This is a genomic window from Candidatus Berkiella aquae (assembly GCF_001431295.2).
GTDB classification, from domain to species: Bacteria; Pseudomonadota; Gammaproteobacteria; order Berkiellales; family Berkiellaceae; genus Berkiella; species Berkiella aquae.
Map to the genome: position 1 here is coordinate 872,996 of NZ_LKAJ02000001.1, position 12,426 is coordinate 885,421.

The 12,426-nt window shown below is 36.9% G+C and carries 11 protein-coding genes; 6 read left to right on the forward strand and 5 right to left on the reverse strand.

Features of this window, described 5'->3' with window-relative positions:
• Position 1: 1 nt before the first annotated feature.
• Complete coding sequence (locus tag HT99x_RS04130; RefSeq protein WP_075065537.1) at positions 2-409, reverse strand: ketosteroid isomerase-related protein; 408 nt, start codon at positions 407-409, stop codon at positions 2-4.
• A 105-nt stretch (positions 410-514) separates the two neighbouring features.
• On the opposite strand from HT99x_RS04130, the gene HT99x_RS04135 reads away from it, so the two are divergent.
• A complete protein-coding gene (locus HT99x_RS04135; protein WP_083482810.1) occupies positions 515-1,114 on the forward strand; it encodes a DUF4166 domain-containing protein in 600 nt (199 codons plus the stop codon).
• Positions 1,115-1,273: 159 nt separating this feature from the next.
• Positions 1,274-2,119: a hypothetical protein gene (locus HT99x_RS04140; protein WP_075065536.1), complete on the forward strand. Its 846-nt coding sequence runs from the start codon at positions 1,274-1,276 to the stop codon at positions 2,117-2,119.
• A gap of 18 nt (positions 2,120-2,137) precedes the next feature.
• Here the strand turns inward: HT99x_RS04140 and HT99x_RS04145 are convergent, their stop codons facing one another.
• From HT99x_RS04145 to HT99x_RS04155, 3 genes are all read right to left on the reverse strand, one after another.
• Positions 2,138-4,414, reverse strand: a complete 2,277-nt coding sequence (locus tag HT99x_RS04145) for an ankyrin repeat domain-containing protein (RefSeq protein ID WP_075065535.1) — start codon at positions 4,412-4,414, stop codon at positions 2,138-2,140.
• 182 nt (positions 4,415-4,596) lie between these two features.
• Entirely contained in the window at positions 4,597-4,896 is a 300-nt protein-coding gene (locus HT99x_RS04150) for a hypothetical protein (protein ID WP_075065534.1), read from the reverse strand.
• Between the two features lie 197 nt (positions 4,897-5,093).
• On the reverse strand, positions 5,094-6,122 hold the full coding sequence (locus HT99x_RS04155) for a hypothetical protein (protein ID WP_259565457.1): 1,029 nt from the start codon (positions 6,120-6,122) through the stop codon (positions 5,094-5,096).
• A gap of 251 nt (positions 6,123-6,373) precedes the next feature.
• On the opposite strand from HT99x_RS04155, the gene HT99x_RS04160 reads away from it, so the two are divergent.
• Positions 6,374-6,784 (forward strand): BON domain-containing protein, encoded by a 411-nt coding sequence (locus tag HT99x_RS04160; protein WP_075067710.1) that lies wholly within the window; start codon positions 6,374-6,376, stop codon positions 6,782-6,784.
• 46 nt (positions 6,785-6,830) lie between these two features.
• Here HT99x_RS04160 and HT99x_RS04165 read toward each other — a convergent pair whose 3' ends face one another.
• A complete protein-coding gene (locus HT99x_RS04165) occupies positions 6,831-7,976 on the reverse strand; it encodes a hypothetical protein (protein WP_075067709.1) in 1,146 nt (381 codons plus the stop codon).
• Between the two features lie 273 nt (positions 7,977-8,249).
• Here HT99x_RS04165 and HT99x_RS04170 point away from each other — a divergent pair, with 273 nt between their 5' ends.
• The 3 genes from HT99x_RS04170 (at position 8,250) to HT99x_RS04180 (ending at position 12,362) form a co-directional block, all read left to right on the forward strand.
• Positions 8,250-9,419 carry an HlyD family secretion protein gene (locus HT99x_RS04170; protein ID WP_075067708.1) on the forward strand — a complete coding sequence of 390 codons (1,170 nt, stop codon included), beginning with the start codon at positions 8,250-8,252 and terminating at the stop codon, positions 9,417-9,419.
• Positions 9,420-9,435: 16 nt separating this feature from the next.
• Entirely contained in the window at positions 9,436-10,959 is a 1,524-nt protein-coding gene (locus HT99x_RS04175; protein ID WP_075067707.1) for a DHA2 family efflux MFS transporter permease subunit, read from the forward strand.
• A gap of 158 nt (positions 10,960-11,117) precedes the next feature.
• The gene (locus HT99x_RS04180) at positions 11,118-12,362 is read left to right on the forward strand and encodes a DUF2608 domain-containing protein (RefSeq protein WP_075067706.1); all 1,245 of its coding nucleotides are present in this window, start codon (positions 11,118-11,120) and stop codon (positions 12,360-12,362) included.
• Positions 12,363-12,426: the final 64 nt, after the last annotated feature.

A 12,426-nucleotide genomic window follows, 5' to 3' on the forward strand; every position in this document is an offset into this window, starting at 1 on the left:
GTTATTCCTTAATCTGTTTTAGCCAATCATTTAAGTTGTAATAATTGGTGACTCGGCTGATTTTGCCATTTTTAATTTCAAAAAATGCACCGCAGCGTAGTGAGTACGATTGATTTTTAGCAGTGGGTAGATTGTAATCGGTCTTCTTATAAGTGCCAATCACGGTAAATTCAGCGGCCGCACGATCGCCATCTGGTGTTGTCATAATCGTTAGATCTTCGATATGTTCTTGGTAGGCAGTGTCCATGCGATCCATAAAAGTTGCAAAAGCCTGACGCCCAATTTCTGTTTCGCCTTGATTGATATCATGAACAATATCTTCATTGAGTAAGTTTAAAAAAGCAGGAATATCACCCTGATTAAAGTACTCATAATAATGCTGAATAAGAGAATGTGTGCTAGTTTTCATAGTGAGCCTACAGGAATAACTGAGGAACAAGAGAATAACATTTATATCATTTATAATCACATTCGTTGTGATATTTATTAGTTTTCAAACTAAAAGGGGAAAAGTGTGGTTGAGACTTCCAGTATTTTTCAACAGGTTTTCGCGCAGAAATGGCAGCAACTTCCCCCGGTTTTTCAACGTCACTATAACCTTAATGCGAATAGTCATGATCGAATCACGGTCACAGGCACCATTACCGTTAATGCTAAAGGCTTGATGAAATGGTTGGGCCCTATAATGGGAATGATGGGATTATTGCCACCCAAGCCTGCGAAAGAGATCCCAATTACGGTAACCTATGCTTGTTATCCTGATTCGAATGCATTTCATTTAGAAAGAATTTTTCATTATCCAGACCGAACAGATTTTATCTTTAACACGAAAATGATTTTATTAAACGATAATATCATGGTTGATTTAACACGATGCAATGTGGGATGGAAGTTTACTTACGATTATCAGGATAATCAAATTACGTTGTCGCATCAGGCCTTCGTCTTTAAATTGGGGAAATGGTTTATACCATTACCGATTGAATGGTTGTTAGGGCATTGTAATTCTTATGAAATCCCTGTTTCCGACAATACCTTCAAAATGGCAATGCAATTTAAGCATCCTTGGTTTGGTATTCTCTATGAATATTTTGGTACATTTCATTTTGATTAGAGATGTTTGGCGACATTGATAATGAAAATTTAATATGTTCGAATCAAAAACCAATCGACATGATAATATAACCAACCATCATAAACTAGTGGGCTAAATTTAATATATTTTGTATCCTTAAAATGATTATAATTATAATCATTTATTGGGGAATATAAAATGTTGGGTTTTGATCGTGATAAAGAACAACTTTTAAGATTGTATAATGAAATTGCCAAACATAAAGCAATCGCACAAAGCAAAGAAAAACGCTTGCTGGTTCTAGTGGGGGAATCTCATCACTCCTTAAATTCTTATTATGTAGAATTAATCATAATGATTTTTGCAAAAGAATTATTTTCAATAAAAGACTTATTACTTGAATTAGATAAAACTAAAATTGAGAGTTTTAAAAGAAGCAAACATGTCTATGAAAACAGCAATATGGGGCATGGCAATATGCAAAGTTTATTTTACATGAACGATAAAGAAAAATTTGCTCATATAATACCGATTGATTTGAGCAGCAGTGAAAATAAATTCCAGAATATCACACTTCAGGGTGTTAGAAAAAGAAATGAAATGATGAGCAAAACTGCAAATACTATGACGAAAAGAGATGCAGTTGGCATTGTAGGATTTAATCATTTATATGGATTGTTGTGTGAAACAAAATTGCCAGAATGTTTTCATGTGGTTACTATCAATACTAGTAATCATAAAAATACTGAGCGAACGCCCTATGGTATCAAATGCGAAAAATTTGCTTTTGGAAATAACGCGTTTCAATTTTTCAAACAAATACCTGAAGATTATTCTGCCAAAGAGGTAGAAGAAATGGCATTTGCCGATGCAAGAGATTTTATATCAACCCTTAAAGATCATTCATTGGAAATTGGGTCGGATAAGGTTGAGTTACTACTATTTTCATTACCTATTTTATTAGATTCTTGTAAAATAGGTAATAATATTGAGTCATCATCTCACAATAATGAAACAACGTTCAGTAGAACGCCGTTGCCGTAGAATAAAGATTCTACCATATTAACTTTTCTTAGGTTTGTAAGATTTCCATTGAGGCTTTTCTTCAACAGTGCCTTTAAGAGAAGGTAAGGGAGGAAGCTCTTGAAAAAGTAAAGGTTGTGCCGTTCTCTTTTTTGCAACTTGTTTACTACTCTTTTCCCTCTCGTGTGGGGCTTTTGAAATTCGATGGGTGCTCACGACAGACTTCGCTCTTGCAGATTCACCATGGAGATGACGTAAAATTTCTTTTTTATCAGGAACGGTTAAGGCATTGTCTTTTTTCAATGCATTTAATATCTGAGGTAGTGTTTTCAATAGATCAGGATTAGATTCGGCTATCAACTTAAATGTTTCGAGAACCGCTTGGTGCAAATTAGGCGATTGATCAGTTGCTTGCTGCAACTTAATTTGATGTAACACTTCATTTAAAATAGTATTGGTTAGTGGTTTTTTGTTTTTTTTCAATACTTTATGTACGCGATGATAAAGGGTCGACCCTTTTAATCTTCTAGCAAGAAAACGATTATTTCTATCAAATTCCTTTTTCAGGCGAGGTGGTAGTCGTTGGTACATTTCTAAGCTATTGGCTCTGTCTGTGCCATGGTTTTTGAAGCGACTGGTATGGCCTTTCATGTAACTTTCAACAATATCGTAATACATATTGGCTTTGTCATGTTCGCCTTGATTTTCTGCTTCACTCAGTTTAGTCATGAGAGACTGTACGTTTCTAAAACGACTTTTATAATTGAAGTCTTTATACGCCTGTTGAGCACTGATTCTGCACGAGTGAATGTTTTCTATTGGTATGGTATCTCGATTACTATTTAACCTATCAGCTTGCATAACGCATAACAATCCCTCGATATTGCTACGAGGGTTAGAATAAGTGCAGGTGCCATGCATTTGCAATCTATCCCCAGTTTCTATAATAGGATGTTCAAAATCCACGTATTGTCGAATTTTATCCGTGACGGTTGTTCCTTCAACTTCATTTCTTAATGATGTGATCAAGTCACGAATGGCCGCTTCGCTTGTATTATTGAGTTGAAAAATTTTCGTACATTCATTTACTTTGCCGCCAGTGGGTAAAAAGCGGTCGGTATAGATTAACTTGTCTTTGTAAAGGGCTAGACCCACTCCATGGCTTGGTGTTACCACAGGGAGAATCAGTGGATTGCCATCGACATAAGATTGATAAGCGTCGTTATAGGAATTTAACGTGTTTTGATCGGTGATAAGATGATTAGAGATAATAAGCGCTTCTTCAATTCTTGAAAAATCATCATTGGGTAAAGTTTGATTATCTGCATAAACTTTGACTTCATGCATCAATGTTTTAAAGCTTTGATCACGGTGCCATGCTTCAGTATAGACTGGGGCTGTTTTATGCGCTTTGCCAATTGGCACGCGAATGACGCCTCCTAAGCCTAAGTGATGTCCTAATTTTAAAAAAGTGCCAATACCGAGAATATGGCCATATCGTTTAACATCATCCACATTTTCAAACCATTCGGTATTCATATTTTTTTCTTTCATGAATAGCAGTATCTCAGAACGATTCGGTTTGCCCAGAGCATCTAAAAACGTTCCATTATCGCGATCAACCGCTGTGAGATCAGCACCTTGTGCAATTAAAGCCTTTACTAAAGGAAGGTTATCTTCATTGGCGGCAGCAATTAAGGCGGTTTGCATATTATCATTTTTTGCATCAATATCGATGTTGTTTTCTTTAAATAATTTGATGATATTCTCAAACTCTTCTTGCGTTTTTGCTGAATTTTTTAATGCATGGACTGGTAGTTGTCCATATTCATTATCATCGTAGATTGAAAGGCCCGTTAATTTATGAACGATAAATGCGGTTGCTCGCGAGAAGCCATTCATCATAGAAGCAAATAAAGGGGTTTTGCCACCGTTATCAGCTTTTCTAAAATCTGCCTTTCTGTCGGAAAGCTTTTTAAGAAATTCAACTTTACCTTGGTGAGCACTTATCCATACGGGGGTTCGACCTAAATTATTCGGTTGGTTAATTTTGATTTTGGGATGTGATAGTAGTAAATCAACAACTTCTATATTATTTTGCGTAATGGCAGCAATTAATGGAGTGTTTTGTTCTTTGACTTGATTGATATGTATGAAGCCATTAGCATCGAGAAATTGCTTTATTTTAACGAGTTTTTGTATTTCTTCATGGAGCTTTTGCGCTGCTAATATTTCTTTGCGTTGTAATTGTCTTTTACGCAATAATATATTGAGGTTTTTTAAACTTTCTTCAATTTCACTATCTATGGTTTTCATACAGTATCTGTAGCAATGATCAAATGATGCTGATTGGACAATACGGTTTCCCTGAAAATTCCAGTTGGCAAAAAATATATTAAGAGGAACTACACGTAAAGGTAAGAGGACATCCACTTTAAGAGCAGACTTCAATGCGCTGCTAGGTTGTTAGCAGCACATCATAGATTAGAACTGTTACTTTACTTTACTTTTATTTTGGCTGAAGAGGTAGATAGGGTAGATGTATTGGTTGTGTCATTACTGATAAATTGGCTTCTAATACCTTGGCCAAGTTTTATAGCGGCTTCAGAGATGACATAAGTACCAACCGTTGCCATGACATCAACTGCAACATCTGTAGGAGAGGTATGGCCTAATACGCAGCGCGAAAGCCCGTAGCCTATCCCTACTGCTGCAGTGAGTTTAATACCAGAAATTTCTAATTTTGCTTCTCCCAATGCTTTCAATGTTTCAGAAAGTCTAGCTAATGTTGCTTGCATAATTACCTCTATTTATAAATCTTCGCGAATCCTAGCACACAAATATAAATGAGGACACCCATTTTTATATTAATTGAAAGATGCAATTGGTATTAAAAAGATTTTGCACAGGAATCACAGAATGAATACCCTGTTTATGAATGAGAGGATCGATAAAGATAAGAGTAAGAAATTAATTGAATGGTTAATTACAAAGACTATAAATAACACTTTTTAGCGGCATGGTAGCCTTTTGGTTTACGTTCCCGATGCTGCGAACCGAAGTCGACGAGTATGATTGAGTTGCCGACGGCATGGAAGAAATTTTTCTCAAGGTCGTGAACCATATTCATCCATCCGTTGGCAGATAGCTGCAATCTATCCAGGATAGGAGCAAGATTGTCGGGTATTACACCTCGTTTACCATCACGTAAGATTCTGCCGGTTTCATCGATGAGCTGAAAATAATCAGCTAATTTGAAATCGATGTAAGGTGTTTTGTTATTGGCTTTCTCATTGGCAAAGGGCATTAAGCTTAAAGGCTGCTTAAGACTATTAGCTTGTTTGACGAAAGAGGCGAGATTGAAAGAAGAGGTGGTTGTAATCGTTTTTTTCTTTAACTGCTTGGCCACCATTTGTATGCGTTCGTAGATAGAAGTGAACTCGGCTTGTTCAGGGGTATTAACGACTTTAGCGCGAATAGGATTTAAATCGACATAAGCCATAGCGGCAAGCAAAGCGCCTTCATCAAGCAAGGCTTGCGATTTAAATCTGCCTTCCCAAAACCGTCCGGTGACGGCTTCTTCTTTATTAGATAATCGAGCGATAGTTTCATTGAGACAGCGCATGAACCAACTAATGCTGGCAAGTCGCTGCCGCCAGAGGGCTATTTTTTGTTTGATTTCTAATTTTGAATAGCCCAAGACTTCTACTTGATTAGCGTCGTTAGGGAAGAGTTGTTGCCATCGCAGGAAGACTTCCTCGTCAGTCCATTGATTAGCGTCGTTATCGTTGACCCACAGTACAAGATGATAGTGATTGCTCATGACCGCATAAGCACAGATGCGAATGGCAAAGACTTCAGTGAGTTGTTTGATTCTACCGACAATCCAGGCTTTGCGGTGAGAATAATCTTGGCCGGACTGGGAATCGATACCACACAAGAAAGTACGACGTACACATCGCGTCATGCAATGGTAGTAAGGTGTGGCGCTTAAATCGATTTTGGTAGCACGGGCCGCTGTCATAATTCACCAAAGAAAGACTGAAGCGCCAACAATAAATTAACTGCAATTAGCAGGTCAACCTAAGGTGGATGTCCCGATAGATTTTTGCTGTAAAACATTGAGTTAGTGGAAGCTGTTATCTATTTGACTTGAATTAAAGATCCATAATATTTTTAAGCGGGTTGTCTTCATTGTAAGTCAATCATGGGATAACCATTGTAAGAAAGTACCAGTCAATTTAGATTTCTAGTTAAGATCAAGGATGCTACTTTATGAAAAAATTAACTCAAATCTTGCTAAGCACCGTTCCCGCATTCTTTCTTGCACAAGGTTTAGCAGTTGCTGCACCCGATGTGATTGAAGAAGATGAAATGATTGTTATCAGTGAGAACGCTGATAAACCAGCTGAATCGACAACCAGCAAAGTTAAAAGCGCACTTTCAGATACAGAAATTACTGCGAAAGTAAAAGCTAAATTCATTGAAGAAAAATTAGATGAAAAAGATATCGCTGCTTTCAAAGTGCACGTAAAAACAAAGAAAGGCGTTGTTTATCTTTCTGGTAAAGTAACTGATAAAGAACAAGCAGATAATGCTGTTAAAGTTGCTAAAGGTATTGAAGGCGTTAAAGACGTTAAATCAACCATTGTTGTTAAGCCTGCAAAAAAAGCAGAAAAAAAATAAAGCCTGTCTAACAAAGCTCCCGCTTTGCGCGGGAGCTTTGGTTTCATCAAAAATTCTTCATTTTTAACATCGATGAAAATAGATTATTTTGTTGCTGTTCGGGTGATGAAGGAATATTAAAATCCTCTGACCATAAATCTCCCCACGATAAATTGTTATATTGAAACAATACATTATTATCAAAGGCATTATTATCTGGATCCCATGAATAACCTTCTGTTCCACTTGCCAACAGATCATTAAGATCGAGATAAGAGCTTGGGCGGTAACTGATGCTATTGAGTTGTTCTAGCATGTCATCAAGACCTTCAAATGCAGAATCATCACTTTCTGGAGTGATCTCTGGAGAGCTATTGGGAGTAATATCCGGTGAAGATTCAGTCACTTCAGATTCTAATAATGGAATCGTGGTTGTCACAGGCATTCCTATCGTAGCACCGGTAGCAACTTCAGGAGCCTTTATCACTTCCTGAGTAGTCAGTTCAGGCACTGTGGCGACGGCTTCTTTTTCCGCATCAGCACTGGGGGTTTTAAACAAATCTAGTAATTTTTCAGCAGTTAATTGATGATTTGCCTTCAATCTTAAAGAGGGTTTGTGACGAAGATCTTTAATAGGTAAAGAGACTGCAGCGAGTGCTTGCGATGTGCGTTGCTGCTTATTTAAGCGTTGGCTGATAAAACGATAGTACTCTTTTGAATTAAACGCTTCAGCGATTTCAAAGGTAGCACCGCTTTTTGATATTTTAACAGATTGGAAAAGTTCACCTTTTTCAAAAGCGTCATTGACAGAAAGTTGAAGCGCTTTCGTATCGCGTTTTTTAGACACAGCCTTGAAGGCTTGAGGTTTTTCATCTTCGATTTTTTCAGGTTTTGATCTTTCTAAAACATCATTTTTTCTAGTCATACTTTGACTGATAATTGCGGCGATTGTATTAAATGCATTATTAATATGAACTTTTCTTTGCTTGGGGTTCAGTGTGAATACAATCGAGTGGTCTTGTGCATAGGGTAGCGTAAAGGTTTGACTAAACTGTGTCGATTTGTTGTAAAGATATTTGAGATTGGTCATAAGACTTTGCATATGCCGAGAGGTTTTATAATCATCAGCTAATGTCAGTATCAGTTGATTTTTATTGATTTTTGTCTTTTCAAATAATGTTTCATTAACAAATAATTGTTTCCACTCTCTCATACGTCGGTATCTCTTTATTCTTGAATGATGACATGTGCTAACACCGCAGGAAGTTAGCGCTGTTCCCTAATTGGAAGCGAGGAAATCCATTTGAAGTTGGATTATAAACTAATAACCCTGGTATTGGAATCGTTGATAACTAGCTACTGAAAAAAAATACACTATATTTAGTATTCTAAGTTAACCAATGAGGGTATTTTATTTCCTAAATAACCTTTGGCAACTAGAATAAATAAAGCTTAGATAAATTCAGTTGAATAAAGTGATTTTAATATGACCCAAGCTGCTGAAAATAATCATGAAAAACGCAAAAGATGGATGCTGAGCATTACGCTTGTTTTTATTGTGCTAGGGCTTATTTATTTTTGTTATTGGCTATTTTGGGGACAATATTCCGTCTCAACCGATGATGCTTACGTTGATGGTAACTCCGTACAGGTTATGCCACAAATTTCAGGAAGAGTGCTTTCTATTTTTGTGGATGAAACCGATCGTGTTAAAAAAGGCGATATCGTTGTTAAGCTTGATCCTATCGATGCTGAAATTGCCTTGAAAAAAGCTGAGTCGACTTTAGCAGTCGTGACACGTCAAGTTAGTCAATATTATGATAGCGTAAATGAATTAAAAGCAAATTTACGCTTAAAAAAAGATAATCTTGATAAAGCGAATGAAGATTATAAGCGTCGTCAAGGTTTAGTCGTCAACAAAACGATTTCTGCAGAAGATTTAAGCCATTCTTTGATTGCCCTCAATGCGGCAAAAGATGATTTACTGTTGGCTGAACAACAATTATCGGCTGGTATTAAACTAGCAGGTGATACCGATCTCTATCATCATCCGCAAGTGACAGAGTCTATTATTAATCTTCGGAATGCTTTTTTAAATTGGCGTCGCACTGTCCTTTATTCGCCAGTTTCGGGTTATGTTGCTAAACGCCCCGTTCAAGTAGGTCAACAAGTCAGTGCTGACACCACCTTGATGGTCATTGTGCCACTGAATGAGTTATGGATTGAGGCTAATTTTAAAGAATCACAGTTAAAAAATATTAGAGTAGGTCAGCCAGCAGAAATGATAGCAGATGCCTATGGAGACCAAATAAAATTCAAAGGTCATGTGGTCGGAATTAATCCAGGAACAGGCAGTGCGTTCGATTTATTACCGCCACAAAATGCAACAGGAAACTGGATTAAGATAGTACAGCGTCTACCAGTTAGAATTAGCATTGATGATGGCCAACTCAAAGATCATCCTTTAAGAGTGGGGTTATCGATGACGGTTTACATCGATACGCATGAACGAAAAGGAGAACCATTAAATGCACAAACATCCCCTAAAGTCATTTATGAAGCCGTTGATTACAGTTCAGATCTTAATGATGCAGAAAAACTGATTGAAACCATACTAAAAGCCAATAGCAAGAACATTGAACCCGTAACGCCTTAACGCTATAGGTCGTACCATGCCAGCAATCCAAGGATTCCAATTAGTATTGCTTACCTTAGCGGTTTCGCTAGGCATTTTCATGAATGTCTTAGATACATCTATTGCCAATGTCGCTATACCAACGATTGCCGGTAACATGGGTGTGAGTGCAGATGAAGGTACATGGGTGATTACTTCATTTGCGGTGAGTATGGCCATTGTTTTACCTTTAACCGGATGGTTAGCAAAACGATTTGGTGAAGTTAGATTATTTGTTTGTTCAACAGCGCTTTTTACTATTGCTTCGTTATTATGTGGGCTTTCAGAGAGCCTACCGATGCTCGTTATTTTTCGCGTGATACAGGGGGCTGTTGCAGGCCCTATGATTCCTTTATCGCAAAGTTTATTACTTGCCAATTATCCTGATCACAAAAAAGGATTAGCGACGGGATTATGGGCGATGGTTGCGGTTGCAGCTCCCGTGATAGGCCCTATTTTAGGGGGATATATTACGGATAATTATTCTTGGCCCTGGATTTTTTACATCAATCTTCCCGTTGGTGCTTTCTCAGTGTATTTTACCTGGCATATATTAAAAAATAGAGAAACGAACACGGTTAGACAGCCCATTGATTTTGTTGGTTTAATTTTATTAGCGGTAGGCATAGGTTGTTTACAAGTATTATTAGATAAAGGGCACGATTTAGATTGGTTTCATTCAACCTTTATTTGTGCGTTAGCTGCAATCTCTACAATCTGTATTGCTTTTTTAATTGCTTGGGAGCTAACCGATGAAAACCCTATTATCGATCTTACTTTATTTAAAATCAGAAATTTTACAGTGGGTACAGTAGCAATCAGTATTGGTTATATGACATTTTTTGGTAGTGTTGTTGTTTTACCTTTGTGGCTACAAACGCAAATGAATTACACGGCTACCTGGGCAGGCTTAGCCACAGCTCCGATTGGTATTTTGCCCATATTACTTTCCCCCTTGGTTGGCAGATTATTAAACGAAGTTGATGCAAGAGTAGTTGTGACAAATGGTTTCTTCTTTTTTGCATTCTGTTCTTTTTGGATAGCAAACTTTAATACCGATATCACTTTCAATAATGTTGCATGGGTAAGATTTGTACAAGGTGTTGGTGCGCCTTGCTTCTTTATACCTCTTATCACCATTTTGTTATCGGGATTGCCTAATGATCGCATTGCAAGTGCTGCAGGACTTTCCAATTTTCTACGCATTTTAGGAGGAAGTTTTGGTACTTCTATCAGTGTTTCGTTATGGAACCATCGTGAGGCGGTTCATCAAAGTAAATTAACTGAAACTCTAACTGCTTATGAACCACAAATGTTAGAGGTCGTCAATCAATTAAAAATGCTTGGGTTCAGTGACAAAATGAGTTACGCAGAAATTACTAAAATGCTAGTTAATCAATCTTATATGTTAGCAACCAATGATATTTTCTGGCTTTCAGGCTTTATTTTTCTAAGCTTATTGATTTTAGTTTGGTTTGCGCGCCCACCGTTTGTTGCCAAACAAGCCTCAATGGCAGAATAATCTTGTTTAAATGCTGCGCAAGCCTAGCTTTCGCTTTCACCCAAAGAAGAGAAAATTGGTTTCAGCATTGTCTTGCAAATTGCCCTTACTTGATGTTAAAAAATAATTGAAGTAAGAGGATAAATCATATTCATTCTTGAAAGTTGGGGGCAAAAATCATGCCAAAACCAAAAACGCTAAAGCAACTTTCTAAATCTAATACTTGCAAAATATTCGAAACCGACCAATTCTCAGATGGTGCTTATTTTCTTGAAAAGCATGCCTCTCTTTTCCCACAATTACAGCGAATGGGGCTGTTTGATCTTGATAATACCTTAGTGAGTTATCGCCATACATTATGTACAGATCAATGGTTTGACTTTGATTTGAATGAATTTATGAAACAGGGATATTCAGTTTCAGAAGCTAAAAATAAAACATTATCATTTTATTTAGAAGCGATACGTAAAATTCACCCTGAAGATATTTATGTTGTAGAAGAGAGTACACCTGCCTTAATTGATAAATTGCAGCAAATGGGAGTACATACCTTAGCATTGACCAGCCGAGGTTCTTTGCTACTACAAGAAACGATTGCACAGCTTGCCATGTTCAAAATTAATTTTAATCAAGGTTATTATGGAAAGCTTGAAGATAAAGTACTACCGCAAAGTGCTGAAGGTTTGTTTACAAAAGGCTTAGTGTTAGCAAGTGGTCAACATAAAGGGGAATGTCTGTTAACCGCGATTGCTGCAGAAAAGAAGTTACCAGATTTGATTGTAATGTGGGATGATAAATTAAGCAATTTAGAAAAAGTAAGAGATTCCATCGAAAGATATAACCAACAAAAAATGCCGGAAGATAAAACATTTGTTCCCGTAAAATTTATCGGTATTCGCTATAGTCGTTTAGATCATGTGGTGAATCAAGTTAATCCAAACGTTTTAGAATTACAACGCAAATACCTACAAAGAATTTTATCGGATGAGCATGCTGCTATGATTGATAAAGCAGAGCAGAAAAAGCAACGTCAACATCACATGACGATCGATTGCCAGTTAGTAGTAGATATGGTGACTGTTTCTTGCCATAAGTATGTCATGTATGAAAAGCTATTGTCACTTTATCCTGATTTACATGCTTGCCAGACAGTCGGAAATGTTAAAGAATTTAATGGAAAGAAGAAATTGGCTTGGCGGTTTCAATTTACGTTAACTCAATTTGAGCCAATCTATCTTTCGTTAAAAGAACAACATTTGATATCATTCGAACAATGTATTGAATTTGATTTTGTTTTTAATCAATCAAAAACTTTAACGCCACTATATGAACATGAAGCATCAGATAATCAAGCAAAGCAGGCAGGTCTGGCTATTACCCAACAAACTGTCTTGGATCATAAAATATCTTCTGTGACCTATTAAGATAGATCTCACTCTTCTCAGTATTGTGGATCCATAATAGAATGCTTTTTTTATAAATAAATTT